Origin of the sequence: Bacillus paranthracis (assembly GCF_024296885.1) — a bacterium.
Lineage (GTDB): Bacteria > Bacillota > Bacilli > Bacillales > Bacillaceae_G > Bacillus_A > Bacillus_A paranthracis.
In genome coordinates, this window is the sequence record NZ_CP101135.1 from 2,832,295 (window position 1) to 2,856,798 (window position 24,504).

24 protein-coding genes and 1 pseudogene are annotated in these 24,504 nt (G+C 33.8%); 10 read left to right on the forward strand and 15 right to left on the reverse strand.

Features of this window, described 5'->3' with window-relative positions:
- Nucleotides 1–74 precede the first annotated feature (74 nt).
- Entirely contained in the window at nt 75–509 is a 435-nt protein-coding gene (locus NLJ82_RS14595) for a ferritin-like domain-containing protein (RefSeq protein WP_000287397.1), read from the reverse strand.
- Nucleotides 510–669: 160 nt separating this feature from the next.
- Nucleotides 670–1,872 (reverse strand): YhgE/Pip domain-containing protein, encoded by a 1,203-nt coding sequence (locus NLJ82_RS14600; RefSeq protein ID WP_170930444.1) that lies wholly within the window; start codon nt 1,870–1,872, stop codon nt 670–672.
- 149 nt (nt 1,873–2,021) lie between these two features.
- Here NLJ82_RS14600 and NLJ82_RS14605 point away from each other — a divergent pair, with 149 nt between their 5' ends.
- The gene (locus tag NLJ82_RS14605; protein ID WP_001205689.1) at nt 2,022–2,639 is read left to right on the forward strand and encodes a TetR/AcrR family transcriptional regulator; all 618 of its coding nucleotides are present in this window, start codon (nt 2,022–2,024) and stop codon (nt 2,637–2,639) included.
- A gap of 56 nt (nt 2,640–2,695) precedes the next feature.
- On the opposite strand, the gene ppsA is transcribed toward NLJ82_RS14605, so the two are convergent.
- Nucleotides 2,696–5,302 carry a phosphoenolpyruvate synthase gene (ppsA, locus tag NLJ82_RS14610; RefSeq protein ID WP_000094164.1) on the reverse strand — a complete coding sequence of 869 codons (2,607 nt, stop codon included), beginning with the start codon at nt 5,300–5,302 and terminating at the stop codon, nt 2,696–2,698.
- A gap of 447 nt (nt 5,303–5,749) precedes the next feature.
- Between ppsA and NLJ82_RS14615 the strand changes: the two genes are divergently transcribed.
- Complete coding sequence (locus NLJ82_RS14615; protein ID WP_002027960.1) at nt 5,750–6,412, forward strand: DUF1796 family putative cysteine peptidase; 663 nt, start codon at nt 5,750–5,752, stop codon at nt 6,410–6,412.
- Nucleotides 6,413–6,605: 193 nt separating this feature from the next.
- Nucleotides 6,606–7,463 carry an MBL fold metallo-hydrolase gene (locus NLJ82_RS14620; protein WP_000368268.1) on the forward strand — a complete coding sequence of 286 codons (858 nt, stop codon included), beginning with the start codon at nt 6,606–6,608 and terminating at the stop codon, nt 7,461–7,463.
- A 476-nt stretch (nt 7,464–7,939) separates the two neighbouring features.
- On the opposite strand, the gene NLJ82_RS14625 is transcribed toward NLJ82_RS14620, so the two are convergent.
- The 3 genes from NLJ82_RS14625 to cotF all read right to left on the reverse strand — a co-directional run bounded on the left by NLJ82_RS14625 (nt 7,940) and on the right by cotF (nt 10,058).
- Nucleotides 7,940–8,737, reverse strand: coding sequence for a cytochrome c oxidase assembly protein (locus NLJ82_RS14625; RefSeq protein ID WP_001063488.1), 798 nt, complete (start codon nt 8,735–8,737; stop codon nt 7,940–7,942).
- A complete protein-coding gene (locus NLJ82_RS14630) occupies nt 8,727–9,233 on the reverse strand; it encodes a DUF2243 domain-containing protein (RefSeq protein ID WP_000256784.1) in 507 nt (168 codons plus the stop codon). Before NLJ82_RS14630 ends, NLJ82_RS14625 begins: the two co-directional genes overlap by 11 nt.
- Nucleotides 9,234–9,575: 342 nt before the next feature.
- The gene (gene cotF, locus NLJ82_RS14635; RefSeq protein WP_000121380.1) at nt 9,576–10,058 is read right to left on the reverse strand and encodes a spore coat protein CotF; all 483 of its coding nucleotides are present in this window, start codon (nt 10,056–10,058) and stop codon (nt 9,576–9,578) included.
- 519 nt (nt 10,059–10,577) lie between these two features.
- Here cotF and NLJ82_RS14640 point away from each other — a divergent pair.
- Nucleotides 10,578–11,336: a YqcI/YcgG family protein gene (locus NLJ82_RS14640; RefSeq protein WP_000154279.1), complete on the forward strand. Its 759-nt coding sequence runs from the start codon at nt 10,578–10,580 to the stop codon at nt 11,334–11,336.
- Between the two features lie 91 nt (nt 11,337–11,427).
- Nucleotides 11,428–12,054, forward strand: coding sequence for a LysE family transporter (locus tag NLJ82_RS14645; RefSeq protein WP_000510853.1), 627 nt, complete (start codon nt 11,428–11,430; stop codon nt 12,052–12,054).
- Nucleotides 12,055–12,105: 51 nt separating this feature from the next.
- Here NLJ82_RS14645 and NLJ82_RS14650 read toward each other — a convergent pair whose 3' ends face one another.
- The 3 genes from NLJ82_RS14650 to NLJ82_RS14660 all read right to left on the reverse strand — a co-directional run bounded on the left by NLJ82_RS14650 (nt 12,106) and on the right by NLJ82_RS14660 (nt 14,037).
- Nucleotides 12,106–13,449 carry an amino acid permease gene (locus NLJ82_RS14650; protein WP_000128209.1) on the reverse strand — a complete coding sequence of 448 codons (1,344 nt, stop codon included), beginning with the start codon at nt 13,447–13,449 and terminating at the stop codon, nt 12,106–12,108.
- Nucleotides 13,450–13,463: 14 nt separating this feature from the next.
- A complete protein-coding gene (locus tag NLJ82_RS14655) occupies nt 13,464–13,616 on the reverse strand; it encodes a hypothetical protein (protein ID WP_000872949.1) in 153 nt (50 codons plus the stop codon).
- 208 nt (nt 13,617–13,824) lie between these two features.
- A complete protein-coding gene (locus tag NLJ82_RS14660) occupies nt 13,825–14,037 on the reverse strand; it encodes an alpha/beta-type small acid-soluble spore protein (RefSeq protein WP_000069660.1) in 213 nt (70 codons plus the stop codon).
- Between the two features lie 274 nt (nt 14,038–14,311).
- Between NLJ82_RS14660 and NLJ82_RS14665 the strand changes: the two genes are divergently transcribed.
- Entirely contained in the window at nt 14,312–14,788 is a 477-nt protein-coding gene (locus NLJ82_RS14665; protein ID WP_000680688.1) for a YndM family protein, read from the forward strand.
- 35 nt (nt 14,789–14,823) lie between these two features.
- Here NLJ82_RS14665 and NLJ82_RS14670 read toward each other — a convergent pair whose 3' ends face one another.
- A complete protein-coding gene (locus NLJ82_RS14670; RefSeq protein ID WP_000512122.1) occupies nt 14,824–15,339 on the reverse strand; it encodes a DUF3231 family protein in 516 nt (171 codons plus the stop codon).
- Between the two features lie 292 nt (nt 15,340–15,631).
- Nucleotides 15,632–15,844, reverse strand: coding sequence for a small acid-soluble spore protein, SasP family (gene sasP / locus NLJ82_RS14675; protein WP_000002841.1), 213 nt, complete (start codon nt 15,842–15,844; stop codon nt 15,632–15,634).
- Nucleotides 15,845–16,091: 247 nt separating this feature from the next.
- Here sasP and NLJ82_RS14680 point away from each other — a divergent pair, with 247 nt between their 5' ends.
- Entirely contained in the window at nt 16,092–17,225 is a 1,134-nt protein-coding gene (locus NLJ82_RS14680) for a zinc-dependent alcohol dehydrogenase (protein ID WP_000649061.1), read from the forward strand.
- 231 nt (nt 17,226–17,456) lie between these two features.
- Nucleotides 17,457–18,311, forward strand: a complete 855-nt coding sequence (locus tag NLJ82_RS14685) for a manganese catalase family protein (protein WP_000500346.1) — start codon at nt 17,457–17,459, stop codon at nt 18,309–18,311.
- A 262-nt stretch (nt 18,312–18,573) separates the two neighbouring features.
- Here NLJ82_RS14685 and aspA read toward each other — a convergent pair whose 3' ends face one another.
- On the reverse strand, nt 18,574–20,004 hold the full coding sequence (aspA, locus tag NLJ82_RS14690) for an aspartate ammonia-lyase (RefSeq protein ID WP_001251914.1): 1,431 nt from the start codon (nt 20,002–20,004) through the stop codon (nt 18,574–18,576).
- Between the two features lie 53 nt (nt 20,005–20,057).
- Nucleotides 20,058–21,062 (reverse strand): asparaginase, encoded by a 1,005-nt coding sequence (ansA, locus tag NLJ82_RS14695; protein WP_000722306.1) that lies wholly within the window; start codon nt 21,060–21,062, stop codon nt 20,058–20,060.
- 184 nt (nt 21,063–21,246) lie between these two features.
- On the opposite strand from ansA, the gene ansR reads away from it, so the two are divergent.
- Nucleotides 21,247–21,624 carry an HTH-type transcriptional regulator AnsR gene (gene ansR, locus NLJ82_RS14700; protein ID WP_000893555.1) on the forward strand — a complete coding sequence of 126 codons (378 nt, stop codon included), beginning with the start codon at nt 21,247–21,249 and terminating at the stop codon, nt 21,622–21,624.
- Nucleotides 21,625–21,937: 313 nt separating this feature from the next.
- Nucleotides 21,938–22,065, forward strand: a pseudogene (locus tag NLJ82_RS28790) (IS3 family transposase); the annotation flags it as partial.
- A 99-nt stretch (nt 22,066–22,164) separates the two neighbouring features.
- Here NLJ82_RS28790 and NLJ82_RS14705 read toward each other — a convergent pair.
- Together NLJ82_RS14705 and NLJ82_RS14710 are read right to left on the reverse strand one after the other, a co-directional pair.
- Nucleotides 22,165–22,806 carry a nucleotide excision repair endonuclease gene (locus NLJ82_RS14705; protein ID WP_001292170.1) on the reverse strand — a complete coding sequence of 214 codons (642 nt, stop codon included), beginning with the start codon at nt 22,804–22,806 and terminating at the stop codon, nt 22,165–22,167.
- A gap of 166 nt (nt 22,807–22,972) precedes the next feature.
- Nucleotides 22,973–24,388 (reverse strand): amino acid permease, encoded by a 1,416-nt coding sequence (locus NLJ82_RS14710; RefSeq protein WP_000067433.1) that lies wholly within the window; start codon nt 24,386–24,388, stop codon nt 22,973–22,975.
- Between the last annotated feature and the right edge of the window lie 116 nt (nt 24,389–24,504).

The following is a 24,504-nucleotide window of genomic DNA, read 5'->3' on the forward strand; positions in this document are numbered from 1 at the left end:
CTACTATATATAACTTGTATTTCATCACAAAAACCGTCCCACTACTAGTGAAACGGTTTTAATTCCTTAAGCATTCACTTCGTCTTCACAAAATAATATAAAAACCACACCGCATGATTTTGTTCATCGGCAGCTATTCTACGCAGTAACTCTTTCAAATGTGTATCTGATGTCTCATCTGCAATTTCCAAGTAAAAATCCACTGTCTTCTGTTCATCTTGTATTGCGAATTCTAATCCTTGTAAGTACGTATTCGGACATTCTTCTGTAATTTGTGGTTTTGGCTGCTGACCAGTTAAATTTGTATAGATCTGTACAAACTGATGAAAATGCTTTATTTCATCGTTACGAATTTCAAGAATTTGATTTCGTTCTGCCGTATTTGGAGCCATGTTAGCTAATTTCGCGTAACAATTTATAGCACTAAACTCTCCGTTAATTGCTTTCTCAATATCACGAATCAGCTTATCATTTTGCCTATACCAATCATAATAATTCGAACTATACATCGTATCCCCTCCATTATTTCACATAACACTTTATGCAATTTGAAATAGTAAGAGCATGTATACAAAATAAACCGCAAATACGAACTCTTCATCTCCCTATAGACTAATAATCATTTCACCACAAAAAGAACGCTTCACTACGAGTGAAACGTTCTTTGTTCTAAGCGTTTAATTCTGTTGTATGTTCCTTTATTGCACTATGTTTGAAAGCAGTCGCTAAAATAATAACGATACTTACCGCACCAATCCAAATAAGCACAATAACAGGTGTACTCCAGCTTAACCCTTTTCCGAAGAAGAATATTTCTCTAAGTCCTTCAATCATAAATCGCATCGGCAACCATGTATACACCCAGTCTTGGTAAAATGGAGACAACATTTCAGGCGCTAATGATAATAACGGTGCACCAAAGAATAGTAAGAGAGCAAATATACTGATTCCCTTTAGTCCGACTATTGAAAGTACCGCCGATATCATTAAGAAGAAACTAAAGGACGTAATAGTTAAAAACAGTGCCGTATCAGTGAAATTTGAAATATTTAGTCCTACCATTCCATCCGCAATCCATGTAAGACCGAACCCAATGACAAATGCTGCGACAGCCCCTGTTATGATTTGTTTTAGTTTTAATATGAAGTTTTCTTTTCTTGTACCTACTGGCATTTTACTTATCGCAATAAAGATAATTGCTGCGCTCGCTAAACTTGCAATCCATAACGGTTGGAATAAAGAAATTGGCGAGTTACCGTTCGCACTGTTTTTGCCAATTTCATTTACATTTATCACTTTCTTTGTAATCGGTGTTACTACATTTGAAACTTGATCTGCTGTTAACGTAACTCCTTTTGCTTTATATCCTTCTAATAGTTGCGCGCGAACAGTATTGTTCATATTATCAACTACACCATTTAACATTTGCCCTGCCATAGTTGATGCTGCTGTATTCATTCCTTGATTTATAAATATTTCTACCTCTGGCGAAGATGGCTGTGGTGTTCGTAATGATGCTTGTTTTGTACTAAAGTCTTTCGGAATGACTAACGCTGCATAATACTCTTGATCATTTAAACCGTTTTGCAAGGTTTCCTCATTTTTCACTTCTATCCACTTCACCGCAGGTTCTTCTTCTGATTTTGATGTCTTTTTCATATTATCAACAATTGTTTGCCCCATATTCATCTTCGGTTGATTCGGAATTTCTACTCCTTGATCCTCATTTACAATTGCGATTGGCAAGTTTTTCGGCTGAGGTTGAACGGTTGGAAATAACGTTAATGAAAAAATAAAAACAACAAGTAGGGCAATAACTGGTGATAATAATAAAAGTTTATTTTTAAACATTTTCTTTTCTCCTCCTATCATTTGATTTATAATAACCAACAACGTGTTGTTTATTTATATTTGAATTATATGTTCGAGTTGAACCTTATACAATAATCAAAAATCGTGAATGTGTCGGTTATAAGACACTTTCTTGAAATGTGTTGGCTAAAATTAAGGAGGGACATGCTTTGCGCGATAGTAATTTAGATTTACGTGTTGTTCGTACGAAAACTGCCATACGAAATGCATTGGTGGAATTAATTGAGGACAAAGGTTTTGACGCCATTACAGTGAAAGATATTACAACGAAAGCAAACATTAATCGCGGTACTTTCTATACGCACTATCAAGATAAATTTGATTTAATGACAAAATGCCAAGAAGACATTATGTATGAGTTTTCTAGCATTGCAAAAAAGAGATTCCCAGAAGTGATTGCGGATCTCGGATCGAATCCTTCTCCAACAATGCCGTTTCTACTTATCACTTCTATTCTTGAATTTCTAAATGAAAATAGTGATTTTATGAAAGCTGTATTAAGCCCAAAAGGAGATTTATCTTTTCAAACAAAGTTGAAAGACTTTATGTGGAAAACATTATTTGAAGATACGAATGGTGCTCTCATTAATAAGGAAAATTTACTTGTTCCAAGCCAATATTTAGCTTCTTATATGGCATCTGCTCATATTGGTGTCATTCAGCAATGGTTAAATAGTGGCCAAAAAGAAACACCAGAGGAAATTGCTCGTATTTTATCAACAATCGCAGTTCATGGACCTTTTTATGCAGCTGGCTTAAAGAAGTGAGTTATTGCAAAATAAAAAGATCATCCACTATTTATAGCGGATGATCTTTTACTTCATTACAACACTTCAATATACCCTTCTGTTCCATGTACTCGTATTCGTTGCCCATCTTTTATTAATTTCGTAGCGTTCTCTACTCCAACGACTGCCGGTAATCCATATTCCCGTGCAATAACCGCCCCGTGAGTCATAAGTCCGCCGACTTCAGTGACTAGTCCTTTTATAGATACAAATAATGGCGTCCAGCCAGGGTCAGTAAAAGCTGTAACTAATATATCTCCCTCTTCTAAATTCGCTTCTTCCATGTTTAAAATAACGCGAGCTCTCCCCTCAACTACTCCAGAAGAAACAGGCAGACCTGCAATCGCGTCAGCTGGGAGGTTTTCTCGTTTATATTTACCTGTAATGATTTCTCCATCAGACGTCATTATACGAGGAGGCGTTAGTTTTTCATATAATTTATAATCATTTTTTTGTTTATGAATAAGCTCATAATTTAGTTTCTTCGTGCGAACAACTTCGTGAAGTTCTTCAAAAGTTAAATAGTATATATCATCAACTTCATGAATGACACCGCTCTGCACAAGTTGCTCAGCTTCTTTTAGTAACGCCTGCTTATATATGAAATAACGATTAATCATACCGTATTTCGGATATTCACGATAGCCGATAAAATTACGGATATTGCGAATCATTCGCTTCGTTTCTTCTACTTTTTGTTTTCCATCCGGCAATTGCTGCAATCGATCTACTAACTCTTCTTCTTTTTTCAAAGCTTCTTGCAGTCCTTCTTCAAATTTCCGTTTACTTGCACCATATTCAAAATCTCTTATATTATTTAAAATCATCGGGATAATGGTTGTTGGCTTCTCACTCCAGCGCGTTTTCGTAATGTCGATTTCTCCGCTACATCTCATTCCGTATTTATTTAGAAAAGCATCTATTGCCTCTCGAGCTTTTTCTCCGCCTTTAAACTGAACGAGTTCATCTAAAAAGCTATCATTTTCTACATGTTGTAAATACGCAATAACTTCTTCGTACGGCCGAATCACATCAGCAACTTCCATTAATGCTAAACCCATTTCCGACGTAATATTATTTTGCACCGATTGAGAAAGGGTGTCCGCTGCATTCTTTTCGCCCAGCCATTGCTCCATTTTTTCATTGATCCATGTTGAAGCATTCATACCTGCCATAATAACTGCTATACTTTGCGGATTAAACAATACTTTCTTTAATTGCTGAATATCTTCCAAAATAAAATCAAGTACGTCCACTCCTGATTTCAGTTGCATAGTTTCTTTTAACTCTTCAAGTGATGCTTCACTATTCTTTATTAATTCCGTAACGATTGCTGGATCATTTTCGATTTCTGGTTGCGTGCTTACAGGTGGCACACCTTTACCAACACTCTTTTCTTTTTCATCATCCGGCAACAATGTAATAAAATTATCTCGCTCGATTATAGTCGTTAATGCATCTCTTACGAGTGGATCTGATTTTCCTAACGTATTTATTAAATACTCTCTGCTAGCAGGTGAAGCTAATTGTTGCGTAGCATCAACAAACAGCCGTCCTCCCGCTTTACGCATTGGGGCACTTGTCGTTAACAGGAAAAAAGATAACCCTAATGGTTTCATCGCATCGATCATCATTTGTTGGTGACCAACTGATATATATACATGATTTTCCCCATCATTTTCTTCCGGAATTGGATATAAAGTCGTTATCGGCCTGCTTTGAACAATATAAAATGTATTACGGGCTAAACACCATTCAATATCTTGCGGACAGCCAAAATAAGCTTCAATCTGTCTCCCAATCTGTGCGAGTTGTAATATTTGTCGTTCAGACAATGTTTGAATCTTTTGCTGAGCTGAATCAATTTGTTTCGTCTCTGTTCCGCCCTCTTTTACAGCATAAATAGCTAATTTTTTAGTCGCTATCATCGTTTCAGTAATTTTACCTTCTTTTACTTTATAATTATCGGCAGAGACCAGTCCTGATACTAACGCCTCACCAAGTCCAAAACTGGCATCAATTGATAGCACCTTTCGGTTAGAAGTAACCGGATCAGCCGTAAATAAAATTCCCGAAGCCTGCGGGAAAACCATTTTTTGAACGACAACACATATAGAAACTTGATTATGTTCAAAACCATTTTGCATACGGTACATGACTGCTCGCTCTGTAAATAAAGAAGCCCAGCACTTTCTTACATGCTGTAAAATCGCTTCTTTTCCGATAATATTTAAATACGTATCTTGTTGACCTGCAAACGAGGCATACGGTAAATCTTCAGCCGTAGCACTAGAACGCACGGCATACGCATGTTCATTTCCAAAACGTGAGAGATAATGAGCTACCGCTTCCACTACATCAGAAGGGATTTGTACTGCTATAATGACTTCTCTAATTTCCTTACTCATTTCACCAATTTGAGCTCGGTCTTCAAGTTTCAACTTGGTTAGCTGCTGCAACAAAGTTTGAAGATTTTCATTTTGCTCGATGGCCTTTTCATATCCTACCGTTGTCACACAAAATCCTTCTGGCACCTCTATACCTTGAATGTTAGATAACTCCCCTAAATTCAAACCTTTTCCGCCGACGAGTGAAAGCTGCCCCTTTTCTATTTCCTGAAAATCGAGAACGAAAGAACTCATATAACATCTCTCCTTACTATGCATGTGTTCTTGATTGTAGCAGGAGTAAATGAGAAGAAATAGTCTATTTCGAATTTGATTTACATGATATAATTAAGTTAGGAAGAGATTAAATAATGCCCGAGTTGCATAATGAAGCAACTCGGGCTTCTTATTTCCTCTCAATTTTAAATTACAATTTGTTCACAACTAACTTCAATGTATTTCTGTTTTTTCCCCTTTATTATAGAAAGGCCATGAATTATCACTCACAATTCTTACCTCAACAAATGGTACATAACTCGAAATACGCCTTAGTTTAACCTCCTGTGAGCCTTTTCACAGGAGGTTTTATACATACATATATTATTTATAATTAACCCGTTCTCCTATTTTTCAAAAGCATATTTTGTGTCATAATAACGCTTTTTAGAATTTATATATACCTTCTAATTTTTCTAAAAAAGGATGATTGTATTGGAAATGAAAAAACTTCAAGGAATGTATGATGATGTTATTAGTTTAGGGGAAAATTGTTATACTGCTATTCATCTAAAAAAATATAAGCTGCGGAAATATTCAGGTCCTCTAGATTGGTTTGTATCACCGAATCTTTCTTCTATCAACACATTATTGAAAAATAATTTCGTAGACTTTATGGATTTAAAAAACATGCAAGCAATGCCGGAGCAAAATGTCGTGTTTAATGATGGCGTGATACAACCTGTTTTTTCTCATATTATAAAAGATACAAAATATAACGTAACATCTTATCACGATTTCCCTGTTATTCCGAATGAAGATTGGTTCATCACATACCATGATTTTAAACAAAAATTAGATCGAAGAATTGATAACCTTTACGAAAGAATTCATAATTCTCAATCCATTTTATTTGTTAGATGGGGCGGAAGCTTAACTGAAACGCTTGAATTACAAACCGTTTTATCAAATATTGTTAAAAATAATTTTAAGATCCTTTTACTCTATCCAACAGGACTTGAAAATGAAATAAACGAATTAGAATGGGGGCTTGATCATGTTTTTCCCGTTCAAGTTTCAAGTAATTATCAAAATAAAAGAACTTGGTATATCCTCTTAAAAGATATACACTTAAACTCCAAAAAATAGTATAAACTACGACTTTAAAATCAATATTCTTTGTTTACATTTTAAATGAATTAACATATCTCCCCCTTAATTCTAAGTCTAAGTTATTGTTTTTTGTAATCCCCCACTCATTCTTTTCTCAAATGCTCCAAAATGGATTTTCAAAATTAGGGAACTATAATGTCATATTGGAATAAATTAAGGGGGAGAAAAATTGGACAATGAAATGAATTATGGAAGTGATTACAAGTTTATTCCGGCAACTTCAATTGAAAGTGGTCATGGCATTGAAGTATTGCCTGATTTATTTTGTTACACGATTCAAATCGTCAACATCTGTTTTGTTGGACATCCCAAGAGCAATGATTTTGTTTTAATTGATGCTGGAATGCCTAAATGTGCAAATGAAATTATCTCTGTCACTGAGACGCGATTTGGTACAAATAGTCGCCCTAAAGCAATTATTTTAACTCATGGGCATTTTGATCATGTTGGGGGAATAATTGAACTCATCAAGTATTGGGATGTTCCAGTCTATGCCCATCAAATGGAAATACCTTTCCTGACTGGACTACAAAGCTATCCTGAACCAGATCCAACAGTTGAAGGTGGTATGGTAGCGAAAATGTCGCCTTTGTTCCCTAATGAACCGATTGATTTAGGAAATAGCATAAAAGTACTACCTGCAGATGGAACTGTTCCTCATATGCCAGAGTTTAGATGGGTGCATACACCAGGACACACTCCAGGTCATATTTCATTATTCCGAGAAAAAGACCGAACATTAATTGCAGGGGACGCTTTTGTTACAGTGAAACAGGAATATCTATATAAGGTAATTACTCAAGAACAGGAAATAAGCGGTCCGCCTCGTTATTTAACAACAGACTGGAACGCTGCTAAAGAATCCGTTATTAAATTAGAAAAATTAAAGCCTCTAGTCACTGTTACTGGACACGGAATACCAATGTCAGGTGAATTGCTATCAACAAGCCTTAAAACACTCGTTCAAGAATTCGATAAAATTGCTGTACCTGATTACGGAAAATATGTAGATAAAAAGATACATTAAGCACAAAAACTTTGGTTTTTATATTAAAGAATTAACATATGATACAAAATTAACACGTCAAAAAAATATTAAGTTTAATATGAAAATACACTGTACTTAATTAACATCTCTATCCTAAGAATAGAACTACCCTTTTGGAATAAAAATCGATCTTTCACACACACTATTTATAATAAAGTCTGCTTCTTACCCAGGCTTTATTTCTTACCATTAAAGAGCAGTCATAATAAATAACTGCTCTTTTTAATTTCATAGTATAAGCTTACATTTTTTGTTCATACTATATTTAACCATGATATAGTTATACTCCTTAAATTCATGGATGTAATTTTCTCGCTGCAGTTAGCTTTTGCTAGCTGCTTTTTATTTATAAATTTTAAAAATGAAAATAAAATACTGATTTTTATCAAAGTTTCTTTTAAGTACAGTATGACCAAATTGCATTTCAAAGTTTTTAATTTCAAAAAATCTAATAATTACCATGAACTTAATACATTATTACCTTTTGTTCTCGATCTGCTGCCCCTAGACCATTGCAAACAAAGTATAAAAATAAGAACAATATCAACGCAATCCCCACCATAATACATCAGCACGCCCCCGATTTCAGCTTGTTCAGTGACTACACCAGCAGGCGGATGAGCATATATGTATTTTGATAATATCCCATGACCAGCTGATGCAACTATTAAAATAATTGATCGGTATTTATAACTATATCTATGGGATATTGGATCAATATAAATCATTGATGTGGTAAACAAATATCCTGCAATAAAAACGTGGAAATGTATGAACAAATGAAGAAGTATACTTTTGTGCATCATCGAGTATAAATTAGTAGTATAGAGAATCCATAGCCCTCCTAGATTAAGCAAGGTTGCGATAATGGGATGAGTAAGGATTTGTAGCGGCTTACTCTTTAATACACTTGAAAGACGTCGCGCTACTTTCACATTGAGCGTTCGTAAAAAAAGAGTCATCGGAGCTGCTAATGCTATAAAAATTGGAGCAAGCATCCCAAGGAGTAAATGCACAAGCATATGTATTGTGAAGTCATTATGAGCACGATAAGCTAATGGCCCAACAACTGCTATTGCCGCACAAATAAGCCCTAAAACCCAGAAGACAATTCGATATAACGGCCATCGTTTGTAATGGCGATTTGATAAAATCGTGGCTACTATATAAATGATTAACATAATTAAAATGAATACGAATAGTAAAATATCCAGTGCATTCCATATTTCATGATGAAGATGGTTATTGTTCATTTAAGCTTTTACCTCTCAATAATCTTTCATCAGTTCTTGTCTGAAAAACTAGCAGAATGCCAAATAAGAGCATTACAGTCGCAATTATATTCCATATTACATCGTAGATAAGAACATTCTCTACGTATCGAATCTGGTGTATTTTCATTAGTTTATGTTGAATTATACCGTCATATAATTGAAACCCACCACTACCAAGCATTAATCCGCTCCACCACCTTTTCAACCAAAATGCATCTCTACGACGAAGATCAGCAACTATGAACAAGGAACCAATCGTTGCAAACCAACTAAAAGCATGAAAAAGACCATCTGAAATGAGTCCAATATCTGTTGTAGATTTATCATAGAAATGGTGCCAATGCAGCAGTTGATGAAAAATAGTTTCATCTATAAAAGCTACTAATCCTAGTCCAAACAAGATACCTGACCATAGATTACGGGTCAAATAAACAGAAGAGGTTAAATAGCTTGTATTATCGGTTTTGGTAACCATTAAATCCTATCCTTTCCACTAATGTATATTCTTATTTTTCCCAAAAGAAAAACGTGCTAAACATACTTAGTGCCAAAGGAAAATAACATTCAACTAGATGTATCATATAAATACTTATTCTCAAGAGTATTTAATATTTGATTAAAACTCACTAAAAAAACTTGAAGGGGTTCACCATTCTAAAACAGCGCTAGTATAATTTCTTTAATATTTTAGAATGAATCTATATTTTTAGCATTTAATCAATTTATTAACAATGGAAATTACCATTTAGTCTTAACTATTTGATTTTCTATAAATAAACTATAGTTTTCCTCTAAAGATAATTTCCATATCTTCATTTTAATATTGCATTTGTATTGCCTTTTGCACATTTTGAATATCATTTTTTAATAGTTGTTTTAAATCGTAAGCTGGATAGTAACCACGTTCGTACATAAAGTTAAAAACCTGCGCATGTAATTGTATAGCACCATTTATTTGACGAGTTAAAACTTCTCTCAGTCGGGGTGTTGCAGTTTCGGTAATCGCGATTGCATAATTTCGAACAGATGTCTTTGCTAATCCAAGTAAATCTCCAGCGTAAAATCCAGTGTCATCACGATGCTGCTGCGATTGAAATCCAGGAGCATACGGATAAAACTGTACTAACTCTTGCAGATTGTTTTGGATGACATTTATAGCTTTAATATATAACGATTGAAGTGCTTGATCAGGTACATTTCTAACTGACTTTTTTAATTTGATTAAGCCGTTCGCTTGAAATGCTACTAATTCATGTAAATCCAATGTTTCATGCCAAGCTAACTGATTAGGATAAGACATGTATGTTCCCCCTTAATATTCACTCATGCTACATTATGCAAAAAAATTCAAAAAGGGCCTATACTACATGAATTCATTTCAATCTAATTCATGATTACTTTTCATCCTTCTATGTTAATCACAATAAAGTATCCTTAATTCCTCTTCCCTACTTTTTTATATCCTTAATTTTGATTTTCAAAATGACTTCCTCGCCTTTACAATCTATAAATTTAATTTTTTCTTCCTTAAAAATCCCCATCATAATACATCCCTTCTTGTTTCGTTATAAACCATATTAGTTAGAAAATATAAATGTGAACATTGTACCTACATATTCCTTATATATTTTTCAAATTTTATAGCTACTTAAAATTTATACGTTATTAAAGATCAACTATTAAAGTAACTACATTGAAGGGGATTCTTCATTAAATCATTTTATTTTTATAGATTAAAAAATAATTATTCTATCCGTGTTAGTCACCTATTCTTAAATAATTAATAGGTTATATATTATGACCTAGGAGGGATAAAAAGATGACTATACTTTATGATAAAGACTCTTTACAAAAACATATTATTAACCTTCCACATTGGCAACAAGAAGCTTTCTGTTCTTTTAAATTAAAAATGACAGATAAAAATAAACCTTTTCCTTGTATCCCGGCTCAACACGGCTTTACAGCGAATCACCTCCGGTACGGATTCATTGATGATCCTAGAGATACGAATACTAGCGAGGACTTTGCTACATTACTTAAAGAATATACTGAATGTTCTAGAGATACAGGTCAATATGCCTCACTTATTGTTTTTATTCATACACCAATAGATTTAATGAGAGAAACTACAGTTAAAGATTTTGAACATATGTATTGGTCTCTACTTAATACAACTAGTCGTTTGGACGAGATGGAATGGCCTACGCATATCCCCAATGACCCTATGGAAAATACTTGGGAATTTTGCTTTCATAATGAATCATATTTCGTCTACTGTGCTACACCTGCCCATGTCAATAGACAAAGTAGACATTTTTCATGTATGATGCTTGCTTTAACTCCTAGGTGGGTTTTACAGGGAATTATGAATTCTGAGAAACGCAGTAGAAAACTAAAAAACTTAATACGTCAACGTCTAGCCGCTTATGACAAAGCCCCTATTCACCCTTCTCTTAAAGATTATGGTGAAAAAGATAATTATGAATGGCAACAATATTTTTTACGTGATGATGAAACAATTCCATCCAAGTGTCCGTTTTCTCGAATCATAAAATACTTGCATAAAAATAAGTAATCCACTCTACTTTTTATTATTTAGTTGTACAAACTTTAACCACTGAATAGATTTAATATAGATTAAATTTAGTGGGAGGAGCATATCATACGTGGGCATATTTTTAAGCTATGTTTTCTTAGGTTTATCATTATCTGCTCCAATGGGACCTATAAATGCTGCGCAGCTAGAAAAAGGTATTAGGAGTGGTTTTTTCCATGCTTGGATCCTTGGTATAGGAGCCTTACTTGCAGATGTTATCTACATGGCACTTATTTATTTAGGTGTCATTCATTTCCTCGAAAAAGATATTATCAAACTTTTCTTATGGTCTTTCGGCGCTTTTGTTTTAATCTATACAGGCATTGAAAGTGTAAAAAATGCGAATCAAATTAGCATTAGTAATACTAGAAATGATGATTCAATTATTAAAAGCTTTTTTTCTGGTTTTTTTATGTCTTTATCGAACCCATTAACAATTCTATTTTGGCTTGGCATTTTCGGCTCTATATTAGCAAAAGCCGCTTCTTCCTATAATAAAGAGCAGCTTTTGTTATATAGCTTTGGTACTATTTTAGGTATTTTTATTTGGGATATTACGATGGCAAGTACTTCTAGTATATTTCGTAAAATTTTAAATACGCGTATATTATCTCTTATAACAGTAATATCTGGAATATCACTTATTATTTATGGATTATATTTTGGTTTTCAAACTTACCAAATCATTTTTCAATAACTTCTATTATTTTGTTCTGACATACTATTCATGGAGTAAAAGAAAGATACTTCATATAGCTGTATTCCTTTTTCTTGAGACAAAATGAACAATTATAGTAACGATAATAACTATTCCTAAAAACAACAAGCTCACAAGGAAACCAAAACGCGTTGTTTTTTGCAATAGTGTTCCACTAACAGCTAGTGCAATCATAATAAGACCAATAATACTTTTTATCTGCATCCAACCTTTTGGATTCATTAATCTCCAAAAGGAAAGAAGAATTAAACTCCATGTATACAACAACATCAATCCAGCTGCAGTTGTTACATATTCATATATATTTTTCGGTAGTAATAAAGCGCTAAGGATAGAAGCACCAAGCCCCATTATGATAAGAATTAAAGCTGGAAAAGAGATATTCTTCTTGTTTTTTTTCGCAAACATCGCAGGTGCATCACCCTCTTCAGCTAAGTTCATTAATACACTTGTCACCGCAAATAATGAACCAACTAACGTTGAAAAGCCCGCTAAAATTAATACTACATTTAAAATAAATGGCACATACGGTAAATTATAGTCTTGTAACGCTATTACAAAAGGACTTTCTTTCGTATTAAACTGGTTTAATGGTACCATCATAATTGCCAACCCTAAAGAGACTACGTAAATAATCGTTAAAATCATTAACATTACTCTTCCTGATTTTTGTGCATCTTTAGGGTCTTTCAGTCTTATTGTCATTAACCCCATAATTTCGATTCCTCCAAATGCATAAAATGCATAAATTAGAGAGGACCAAGTGCCTTTTAATCCATTTGGGAACCAATCTTTGAAATTCCGCGGAATTTGTGCTTTATATAAACCACCCTTTATAAATCCTAAAATAACTAAAATAGCAATTACAATAAACCCCATAATAGCAGCGATTTTTATAATAGCCATCCATTTCTCTAAACGTTCGAATATCTTTACCCCTATAAAAATAATTAATATAGCCGCTACTCCATATATAGCAGCAAATATCCATAGTGGTATCTTAGGAAACCAGTAACGTGAAAAGATTCCTAACGCACTTAACTGGCTGCCCATAATAAGCAGTTCAGAACACCAATATGTCCATCCATGACTAAAACCCGCCCAATTTCCAAAAGCTTTTTTTGAGTATATACGAAAAGATCCTTTTTGCGGATCTTCTACAGCCATTTTTGCCAATGCTTCAAATACAATATAAGTAGTAAATCCAGTTAATATAAGAATAAGAATAATTGACGAACCACCTATTTTAATTCCTATACTGGATCCTAAAAAGAAACCGGTCCCTATTGTACAACCAATCCCAATAAGTGAGAGTTGCCACCATTTTAAATCTTTTTTTTCTTTCGTTTCGTTCTTAGCATCATGACAGGTCATATCACGATTCTCCTTTATTCATTTTGAGAATGCCCCTCATGATCACTTAAGTACTTCTCAGCAAGCTTTTCAACAACATCAGTGACATTATGAGCCTTTATTTTATGGTTTGCTACTAGTTCACTTCCTACAGAAATCTCAACTGTAAATAACGCTTCATATTTCATTTTCTCTGCCCCTTTCGCATCAAATATAATCTCTTATCTTTTATCCTTTATTTCACAAAAATTCATTATGTATGTAAAACCTCGAGAGTCTAAAAGTTAAACAAATAAAGTCGAAACGATTGTAACGCTACTAAGCTTATTTATTAAAAAAATGTATGAGAAAGGAGAGACGGCATGCCTCTCCTCTATATCCATTTCATATATAAAATTAACGAGTAACGCCACCGCCAAGTTGTTGCTCAGCTAATGATACAAGACGTTTCGTAATTTCACCACCAACAGATCCGTTTGCACGAGCTGTTGCATCTGCACCAAGTTGTACGCCAAATTCTTGAGCAATTTCATATTTCATTTGATCAAGAGCTTGTTCAGCGCCACGTACTAATAATTGATTGCTGCTTCCACTGTTATTGTTTGACATGTTCATTCACCTCCTTCTTTCTTTAATATGTTAAATTACATGCTAAAATATATAGCTAATTAATTGGTAATTACGACCGTGAATTCAAAGGTATAGTTGATCTTCTTTAAACTAAAAATAATCATGTATAGGAGAACGAAATACATCTTACGTGCCATGGGATATCATAAGTAGACCTCCATTACAACATAAAACGGGTTAAGCTATTTAACAGCATAACCCGTTTTTAATAAAATATTTTATTCCATATACGTTTAGACAATGGAGGAAAATAATGAAACATATTGTTGCTTTATTAATTAAATACACAGCGATAACTACAGTATTACTTATCGTACTTGGTATCTTTCAAGGTATTTCCATTCCTAGAGTATTGCTTATTTCTCTCTTCCTAACAGGAGTTGCCTATTTAATTGGCGATCTTTTCATTTTACCTAAATACGGAAATATGATTGCTACAATGGCAGATTTCGGCTTAACCTTCTTCGGAATTTGGCTTTTAACATCTTTATTTACTAATTTAGATACTACTCGTAATATTGGATTTTCTTCATTTATAGCCACATTAATTATTGGCGGAATAGAGATTTTCTTCCACATTTATATGAAGAGGTTAGTACTGCGTAACAACGATGAATTAAGAAATCACAATCATATTCACCATGATAAATACGCTATGGAAATGTCAGATGAATATATGGATTCTTCCACAATAAATAAATCCAAGCTTAAGGATACATCTAAAAAATAAAAAAGTGGCCAACGCCACTTTTTTATTTTTGTTTATTAAGCTTGATCAGAGTTTCTCACATGTAATGGAGGTGGAACCACCCATCCTTTTTTCTTACTTAAACGTAGCAAAGTTACACCTGCCTGCGCTTTTTTCATATGAAATTGTCCAAATAACATGCCTACATCTTCTCGAAGGCATTTTCCCATTACTTGACTACATGTCACAAGTCCAGCTGCTAATCCTGTAGAAACAGCTGCTGCAATTTCAACATCATTAATACGCGCTCCCGGAGGAATGTCTTCAATAGATGCTACTGGTCGTTCTGGAGGAGCAGGCGGTAAAGCAACCCCATTAACTTTTAAAAGTGCTTTTAATTCTTCTATTTCCGAGTTCATATCATTTTCAATTAAGCCTTCTAGAAACTTTTTCAAATCTTCATCACCTGTGTGATTCATAAATACTTGGTGACTTGCAATGGCACCTTGTGCAGCTAGAAGATAACTCCAAATATCAAATACTTCTCCGTAATGTAATGGTTCATTTTGAGGATTTCCACTTAATATACCCATTTTTAAATTCCTACCTTTCGAAAATATTATAATAAATATTGATTTCAATATTGAAATCAAATTTTTAAGTATGCTTTTTCCTGCAAAAGATTTTCTACTATGCATGGAAAACACCTTTCCAACACTGCGTGTTTATTGTTTAGGAAAGTAGTTTACAAATTAAATACCCAAAGATTATGAAAGAAGATTATCAATAATCTTTGAGTGAGAATTCATTTACTATAAGGTTTTGTTTTTATACATACACAAAAGAAATTGATTTACATATCTACTATATTTTATGTCAATTCACTTAACGGTTCGCTCTACCACCAAGTTGTTGTTCAGCCATTGCTACTAAACGTTTTGTAATTTCACCACCAACAGATCCGTTTGAACGAGCTGTTGTATCCGCACCAAGTTGTACACCAAACTCTTGTGCAATTTCATATTTCATTTGATCAAGAGCTTGTTCAGCACCTCGAACTAACAATTCATTACGACTTCCACTATTATTGTTTGCCATATTATTTCACCTCCGATGTTTTTAATATGCTTCAAGTTATGAAATAATAATTATCCTTTTTATGGGAATTAGATCATGAATAAATATTGAGTTTCTTCTTAAAATAGGGCAGAAGACATAAGAAAGAAGAGTTACTATAACATACTGTCATAACAACACTATGTATAGATTCCTCTTTACTAAAGATTTCTGTGTTGCCAAGAGGATACATATAAATTATGAAAAATGATTCCTAAGGAGAAATGAGATGAAAGCTGTAACCTATCAAGGACCAAACAAAGTACAAGTTAAACAAGTGGATGATGCAAAGTTAGAGAAAAAAGATGATATTATTGTAAAAATTACTTCAACCGCTATTTGCGGTTCTGATTTACATTTATATCAAGGCAACATGCCTTTACCTCCAGGGTACATTATTGGTCATGAACCAATGGGAATTGTTGAAGAAGTTGGTCCAGATGTTACTAAAGTAAAGAAAGGCGATCGTGTTGTTATCCCTTTTAATGTTGCATGTGGACATTGTTTTTATTGCCAACATGAAATGGAAAGTCAATGTGATAACTCGAATCCTCATTTTGATTCTGGTGGATACTTTGGTTACACAGAGAAATTTGGTAACCATCCAGGTGGACAAGCTGAATATTTAAAAGTTCCTTTTGGAAATTTCACTCCATTTGTTATACCAGAATCATGCGAACTGGAAGATGAATCCCTACTCTTTTTATCTGATGTTTTGCCAACAGCCTATTGGAGTGTAAAAAATGCAGGTGTTAAGCGAGGCGATACTGTTATCGTACTTGGTTGTGGCCCTGTTGGATTAATGACACAAAAATTCGCTTGGATGCAAGGTGCTAAACGTGTAATTGCAGTGGATTACTTAGATTATCGAATACATTATGCAAAAAAGATTAACAATGTTGAGGTATTTGAGTTTACAAAATTTCCTGATATGGGAGAACATTTAAAGGAAATTACGCATGGCGGTGCGGATGTAGTTATTGATTGTGTAGGCATGGATGGGAAAAAATCTCCCCTAGAATTTCTGGAACAAAAATTAAAATTACAAGGCGGTACCCTCGGTCCTATTCAAATCGCTACGAAAGCTGTAAGAAAATATGGAACAGTTCAAATGACTGGTGTTTATGGCGGTAATTATAATGCCTTTCCACTCGGGGCATTTTGGGTTAGAAATATTAATCTAAAAATGGGACAAGCACCTGTCATCCATTTTATGCCGGAATTATTTAAGAAAATAACAAACAAAGAATTCGATCCAAAAGAGATTATTACACACAAAATCCCCCTTGAAGAAGCAAGCTACGGTTATCAAATTTTTAATAATCGTGAAGATGATTGTATAAAAGTCATTTTAAAGCCTTGAACATATAATTCATCATTCTTAATGAAAAGATAAGATTACATTTCGTAATCTTATCTTTTTTATTAAAACACTAAGTATCTCCCCTATTTTCATCTCACATCGAAAATAGTTATTTCAAAAAGACTTTGCATTTTAAGGTAAAAGTTTTTGGTAAAAAAATGAATTTCAGTATTAAGTAACCAATTAACGCACACGATAACAATGTTAACTAACTTAAAAGAGGTGTACTTCATGTTTTATTATAAAGAGGAAATAATTAATATGATTAAGCCGGACAAACCAGATCCTGCTGCTGCAAAAGTTTTACAAGAAATATTAGGTGGGCATTATGGTGAAATGCGTACAATGATGCAATACTTTTTCCAAAGCTCAAATTTTAGAGGTAAAGAGAAGCAATATCGTGATTTACTTCGAGGTGTTTTTTTAGAGGAAATAAGTCATGTAGAACTTGTACAACATACAATTAATCAACTATTAACTGGATCTGGTGAACCTACGCCTGGAAATGCTGGTATTGACACAGCACCACTTGACGAAGCGGTTAAACATGCAAATCCTCATCACTTTATTGTAGGGGCTCAAAGTTCATTACCTGTTGATGCAGCTGGCAACCCATGGAATGGATCTTGGGTATATAGTCATGGAAACTTAATTAGCGATTTACTAGATAATGTTGTACTTGAATCTACAGGTGTACTTCAAAAAACTAGAATTTATGAAATGAGTTCTAATCAAACCTTTAGAGAAACACTTGCATTTTTAATTGTACGTGATAATGCACATCAAAATGCTTTCGCAAAAGCTTTAGAAACATTAGGGGTTGAATGGGGCAAACTCTTCCCAGTGCCGAACTATGATATTAATAAATATCCAGAGTGCAGAAAGTATGTAGACATGGGATTCCATAACGCACAATTTAATTTCAGCTTAGATTCAACAAGAATGGGAGAAATATTCCAAGGTGAATCACCAAGTAGAAACAAAGGAACATTAGCAGTAACTGACCCGCCAAAAGGTTTTCCTGTACCAGAGCTTCCTGAAATGCCAAATGAGCATAGTCCTGGATTAAAAGATATGGATCTTTAAGATTATTGTGGCCAACTATTTATTCATGGTTGGTCATAGTTATTTATAAAGATTCATGTAAACTTGTTGTTAACATGATAGGATGTTTTAATAAATCCTCTTTATTTAAAAGTGATGTTGATTATATTGCTGCTCCTCTTAATTTTGTTTCTATGAACCATTAAACGCCACTGTATACTTACTTATAACCTCCCTACCTCTATTCACATATAACATCCCTATATTGTAAAAAAAAGAGGAGGAGCTTGTCCCCCCTCTTCTTTTAATTTTTCTTTAAAAGAGTTGCTCCTGCAATCCCTGGGTGCGTCATTTCGAATGGATCTAGAATTAACTCTAAGTCTTCTTGTGACAGTACACCATTTTTCACACAAAGTTCTCGAACGGATTGCCCTGTCGCGATTGCTTCTTTCGCAACGCGAGCTGCTGCTTCATAACCGATATGAGGGTTCACGGCTGTAATAATTCCTACACTCTTCTCAACATACTCTTTTAAGCGATCTTCATTCGCTTCAATTCCTTTTAAGCAATTATCTGTAAAGGCACGGAAACCGTTATTCATAATGCTAATTGATTGTAGTAAGTTGAAAACAAGTACTGGTTCCATCACGTTTAATTCTAATTGACCTGCTTCTGAAGCAAGACAAATTGTATGGTCGTTACCAATTACTTGGAATGCAATTTGATTAATTACTTCTGGCATAACAGGGTTTACTTTCCCTGGCATAATAGATGAACCTGGTTGACGAGCCGGTAACATAATTTCTGCTAAACCAACACGTGGACCTGATGCCATTAAGCGAAGGTCATTCGCAATTTTAGACATATTCATCATACATACTTTAAGTGCTGCAGATACTTCTGTGTATGCATCCGTATTTTGCGTTGCATCTACTAAGTCTTCTGCACCAACTAGTGGTAGTTCACTAATTGCAGCTAAATGTTTTACAACTGCTTCAATATATTCTGGGTCTGCATTTAAGCCTGTACCAACTGCAGTTGCTCCCATGTTCACTTCATATAAGTGTTGACGTGATTGCTGAATTCGTTTCATATCACGTTCAAGTACACGAGAGTACGCTTTAAATTCTTGTCCAAGGCGAATTGGCACAGCGTCTTGTAAATGTGTACGACCCATTTTAATCACATGATCGAACTGTTCTGCTTTTAATTCAAATACATCGTGCATATAACCCATCGTTTGTAATAAACCTTCTAATGCGTTTAATGTAGCGATATGAATCGCCGTTGGGAATGCATCGTTTGTTGATTGCGCCATGTTTACATGACTATTTGGACTAATATAGTGATAGTCTCCCTTTTCCATTCCTAATAATTCAAGAGCACGATTGGCAATGACTTCATTTGCATTCATGTTCATTGAAGTACCTGCTCCGCCTTGGATTGGATCTACGATAAAATGATCATGCCATTTCCCGTCAAGAATTTCTTGAGCAGCTTCTGCGATCGCGCCGCCCTTGTTCAATTCCAATCTTCCTACATCTGTATTGGCAAGCGCTGCAGCTTTTTTTACAACTGCGAACGCTTTAATTAAACTTTCATGGATTTTATACCCTGTAATCGGGAAATTTTCAACAGCGCGTAAAGTTTGAATTCCGTAATATGCCTCAATAGGTAATTCCTTTCCTCCCAAAAAATCATTCTCCACTCGCACGTTCTTGTTTGTCATTGCCATTTTAATTTCTCCCCCATATTAAATGTAAAACCTAAATAAATCATATGAAGTCCTTACCAATCCTTATCAGATTTTATTGTTAAATCGTAGGCTAAAGGCTCTTCAATAATTTTTTTAATCTCTTCTAATTTATTAGTTTTTCCAAGCGCCCACATCAATTTTGCTATGATGGCTTCCGTATTCATATCTCCAGACAATATTACTTGATGTTGTGCCACTTTCCGTCCTACTTCATAGAGAAGTATGTCTTCTCCTTCTTCCAGGCATTGAGTAGTAATCACTACAGCAATCCCCATTTCAGTCAACTCTTGAATTTTCGAAAGCAAGTTCCTTCCTTCAAAAGGTAATCCACCGTTTCCAAAACTTTCAATAATAATCCCTTTATACAAATCTTTTAAACAATCAAATATCTCTGGCTTTGTACCTGGATACAATTTCATAAGAAAAACATCCGTACATAAATTAGTATTTATTGAAAGTTCATTATGTGAGGAAGTTGGCTTCCAATGATATTTCACTTCATCTTCATTTACTTCAGCAACATATGGAGAATTCACACTTTCAAATGCATCATAACTTTTTGTTCGCATTTTAACTGCTCTCGTCCCAATAATCACCCTACTATCAAAAACAATAAACACACCGCCAACACTCTCACAGGCAAACCTAAGAGCATCAGCTACATTTTTCTTTGCGTCTGTCTTTTTAAAACTAATAGGTACTTGTGAACCTGTTAAAACAACTGGTTTTCTTAAACCTTGCAGCATATAAGATAACGCAGAAGATGTATAAGCTAACGTATCCGTTCCATGTGTAATCACAAACCCGTCATAGTCATCATAGTGATTAAAAACAGCATTAGCTATTTCTTTCCAGTGCTCAGGTTGCATATTGGTACTATCAATATTCATTAAGATTTTGCAATCTATTTCTAAGTTTCGAGAAGACTTCGAAAAATAATTCAATAATTCCTCAGCGGACAATCCTGGAACAAGCCCCTCATTCCCCTCCACAGATGCAATTGTCCCACCAGTTGCAAGTAATAAAATTTTCTTCATACACAACCCCTCCATAAAATAAACAACGATATATCGTTCGCGTAATGCGTATTTATATTTATCATTATAGAACTTAATTTGAATTAATCAAGATTTTGTATTCAATACGCGTACTTTTTTTCTATTCTTGATTCTTTTTCTATGTTATAATTAATTTAATAAAAATAGATGGGGTATGAGACGAATGCTGGAACGTTTATCTGAATTAAGAAAAAATCAAAAGTGGTCCTTACAAGAGACAGCAGATCGACTTGGGATTGCGAAAAGCACCTATGCCGGGTATGAAAATGGTTATAGATTACCTTCCTTACAATCTTTATCTAAAATAGCCGATTTATTTGATACATCTGTAGATTATATATTAGGTCGAATTGAACATTCACATCAAAACAAAGATGTAATTGATATTACAAGACTCCTAAACGATCCAGATCCAACACTTTTAATAGATGGAGAAGCACTGTCAACAGAAGAGATAATAGATTTTATTGCTTTTGTGAGAAGTAAACGAGAACTAAGTTCCAAGAGAATAGAAAATATTGAACCAACATGTAAAAATTGATTCAATAAAAAACGAATACCCTGCACTTTTAAACTAAAAAATACTTAGACACTTAATTTGTAAACAGTATATATAGGATTAGCTTTAGGAATATTATTAAAATGTAATTTATTAACTTTATATTTATAAATTACATTTTAATATTTTGCATATGCAAAATATTCTTCTAAAAACAAGGAATTCCCGCTATTTTAGCGTTACTTGCCCTTTTATCAGTCATATAGAACTAAAGCTTTTCAATAAAGGAACTCATTTGTAAAAAATACGCTATTCTTTCTGTAGATTTATAAGAAAGGATGGCGTTTTTGTATGTCTATTTCTGTATCGAAAAAATTTGGAAATATAACAGATTTCAAACAAGAATTAGCAAAGTATATAGAGTACTATAATCATGAAAGAATCAAGGGAAAATCAAAGGGAATGAACCCAGTATTGTACTAGGCTCATTCCCTAAAGGCTACCTAATAAACCGATCTTTCTAAATTTCGGGGGGCACATTCTAGTTGAATTGTTAAAAGCAACAAATTTACTACTTTAAAGTTAAGTGCTTAACCTTGACGTACTTAAATTCTTTTTTCCAGATAAAGCATACATTATATCTTGATGCTTGATTGTTCTCTTATAATTATGTGGTATCGGGAATTTGTTTCGGTGTTCTTTCATTATAATTAAAGTTTGAAGTTCTATGCTCAATACTTTTGCGAGGACATGATAGTTATATCCATTGTTTAACAGAGAAATTATGTCATAAAACATAGTTTTTCCACCCACTAATTTTACTAATCTATTCTTTAACTCATCCCTTTTTTCTTTAGCTTCATCAATTTCTAACAACATGGATTTTTTATTTGTTTGCTTAATGTATTGAGTATATAACTCTGGGAATTCTTTTTGGACTTCTTTGTTTAATACTGGTTTATATTTAATCATATAAGTAACTTGTAACAATGAGCGTTTTAACAAACTATCTTCAATGAGATACGCTACTTTATTAAATAAATGTACATATTCCTTAATATTGGAATAACTATTAAAATGAGCTAATACTCTACTTTTTATACTAAAAGCCTTGCCTATATAAATAATATTGTCATTATAATCTTTAATGAAATAAATACCACTGTCATCTTTTTCTAATTCATGATCCAGTTCTTCTAAACTCATAAAATGCAATTCACTCATACTTTCCTCTCCTTATTCGTTTTAAATCATGAAAAACAGGCAAGGTTTCTAAAAAAGGCACTCTGCTGTCCTAAGATTTTTCATTTTAGTTCTTGCTAAATATCAAAAAACTGGTTCTATTTTACTCAACTATCAATATGATTATTAATAAAATTTTCGATCGTTATTATCTCGCAATTTTATCATGTAATTTCGAGATCGTTTCCTCATTTAAATTACTGTGTTTTATCGAATAAAGGAAATATACTACTACCCCAATAGTAATCCAAATACTAAAGTACACCCATGTCCTTAACGGTAAATTTAGCATTAAAAACACACAGCATACAATTGCAACGCATGGTAATACAGGTACAAAAGGTACCATAAATCCACGTTTTAAATTTGGGTGTGATTTACGTAGCATAATAACTGATAGACAAACTAACGCAAACGTCACCAAACTACCGATATTAACTAAATTAACCAATTCTTTCAAATCAATAAACCCAGCTATTATAGAACTCCCTATTCCTGCCAATCCAGTTACAAAAGTGGGTGCTCCAGTTTTCTTATTAACTTTCGCAAATGATTTCGGTAACAATCCATCACGACTCATTGCAAAGAATACTCGTGTTGCCGCATACATATTCGAAAAAATAACTGCCATAAGGCCAATTACAGCACCTGCAGCAATTGCACCAGCGACTTTTCCTTGTCCTACCACTTCCATTACATAAGCCATTGCCTCAGGAACATTTAATTCTTTATAGGAAACCATTCCTGTCATAACAAGGCATACCATAATATAAATAATTGTACATATGATTAATGATGCAATAATACCGATAGGAAGATTACGTTTCGGATCTTTTACTTCTTCTGCTGAAGTTGCTAATATATCAAAACCCGTAAAAGCGAATAAAATAGCTGCTCCACCCGTAAAAACTCCACTTAAACCGTATGGTGCAATTGGTATCCAGTTCATTGGTTTTACATAGAATATACCAACCGTAATAAACAACAAAATCATTCCAATTTTAATCAATACCATTATATTATTGATTCGTTTACTTTCCTTCGTACCACGAGATAACATCCATGCCAATATCAATGTAATAATTACTGCTGGTAGATTCACAATACCACCATGCGAAGGAATCGTTACTAGAGCTTTAGGTATCTCTAATCCAAATCCCTTTATTAAATTGTGGAAATAGCCTGTCCATCCAGCAGCGACAGCTGCTGTTGCCACGATATATATTAACAGCAATGACCAACCTACTAGATGAGCAACAAACTCACCAATTGTTGCATATGAGTACGTATATACACTACCAGACGCCGGGAGTGTAGAAGCAATTTCTGCGTAACATAATGCTATAAATCCGCATATAATTGCTGCAAGTACAAATGAAAAAATAACTGCTGGACCAGCATCTCTTGCTGCTACTAATCCAGTTAAGACAAGAACACCTGTTCCAACTATCGAGCCTACTCCTAACATAATTAAATCAAATGCTCCTAATGTTTTCGTTAAAGTCTTGCTTTGATTATGCGCTAACAATTGTGTAACGGATTTCTTTTTTAGTAAATTACTCATATTTTCTGTATCCCCTTTAAAATAAGGTTTGTTCGTCTCGTTAGTGTTGTATATAAATTTACTTAGTTATTAACTAGCCTCATAATATTTCTTTTACATTAAATAGATTTGAAATA

What these genes read in the sequence shown, in the direction of transcription:
- NLJ82_RS14595 (WP_000287397.1), bottom strand. Translation starts at nt 509, where the DNA reads ATGTATAGTTCGAATTATTATGATTGGTATAGGCAAAATGATAAGCTG.
- NLJ82_RS14600 (WP_170930444.1), bottom strand. Translation starts at nt 1,872, where the DNA reads ATGATAGGAGGAGAAAAGAAAATGTTTAAAAATAAACTTTTATTATTA.
- ppsA (WP_000094164.1), bottom strand. Translation starts at nt 5,302, where the DNA reads ATGAGTTCTTTCGTTCTCGATTTTCAGGAAATAGAAAAGGGGCAGCTT.
- NLJ82_RS14615 (WP_002027960.1), top strand. Translation starts at nt 5,750, where the DNA reads ATGATTGTATTGGAAATGAAAAAACTTCAAGGAATGTATGATGATGTT.
- NLJ82_RS14625 (WP_001063488.1), bottom strand. Translation starts at nt 8,737, where the DNA reads ATGAACAATAACCATCTTCATCATGAAATATGGAATGCACTGGATATT.
- NLJ82_RS14630 (WP_000256784.1), bottom strand. Translation starts at nt 9,233, where the DNA reads ATGGTTACCAAAACCGATAATACAAGCTATTTAACCTCTTCTGTTTAT.
- cotF (WP_000121380.1), bottom strand. Translation starts at nt 10,058, where the DNA reads ATGTCTTATCCTAATCAGTTAGCTTGGCATGAAACATTGGATTTACAT.
- NLJ82_RS14640 (WP_000154279.1), top strand. Translation starts at nt 10,578, where the DNA reads ATGACTATACTTTATGATAAAGACTCTTTACAAAAACATATTATTAAC.
- NLJ82_RS14650 (WP_000128209.1), bottom strand. Translation starts at nt 13,449, where the DNA reads ATGACCTGTCATGATGCTAAGAACGAAACGAAAGAAAAAAAAGATTTA.
- NLJ82_RS14655 (WP_000872949.1), bottom strand. Translation starts at nt 13,616, where the DNA reads ATGAAATATGAAGCGTTATTTACAGTTGAGATTTCTGTAGGAAGTGAA.
- NLJ82_RS14660 (WP_000069660.1), bottom strand. Translation starts at nt 14,037, where the DNA reads ATGTCAAACAATAACAGTGGAAGCAGCAATCAATTATTAGTACGTGGC.
- NLJ82_RS14665 (WP_000680688.1), top strand. Translation starts at nt 14,312, where the DNA reads ATGAAACATATTGTTGCTTTATTAATTAAATACACAGCGATAACTACA.
- NLJ82_RS14670 (WP_000512122.1), bottom strand. Translation starts at nt 15,339, where the DNA reads ATGGGTATATTAAGTGGAAATCCTCAAAATGAACCATTACATTACGGA.
- sasP (WP_000002841.1), bottom strand. Translation starts at nt 15,844, where the DNA reads ATGGCAAACAATAATAGTGGAAGTCGTAATGAATTGTTAGTTCGAGGT.
- NLJ82_RS14680 (WP_000649061.1), top strand. Translation starts at nt 16,092, where the DNA reads ATGAAAGCTGTAACCTATCAAGGACCAAACAAAGTACAAGTTAAACAA.
- NLJ82_RS14685 (WP_000500346.1), top strand. Translation starts at nt 17,457, where the DNA reads ATGTTTTATTATAAAGAGGAAATAATTAATATGATTAAGCCGGACAAA.
- aspA (WP_001251914.1), bottom strand. Translation starts at nt 20,004, where the DNA reads ATGGCAATGACAAACAAGAACGTGCGAGTGGAGAATGATTTTTTGGGA.
- ansA (WP_000722306.1), bottom strand. Translation starts at nt 21,062, where the DNA reads ATGAAGAAAATTTTATTACTTGCAACTGGTGGGACAATTGCATCTGTG.
- ansR (WP_000893555.1), top strand. Translation starts at nt 21,247, where the DNA reads ATGCTGGAACGTTTATCTGAATTAAGAAAAAATCAAAAGTGGTCCTTA.
- NLJ82_RS14705 (WP_001292170.1), bottom strand. Translation starts at nt 22,806, where the DNA reads ATGAGTGAATTGCATTTTATGAGTTTAGAAGAACTGGATCATGAATTA.
- NLJ82_RS14710 (WP_000067433.1), bottom strand. Translation starts at nt 24,388, where the DNA reads ATGAGTAATTTACTAAAAAAGAAATCCGTTACACAATTGTTAGCGCAT.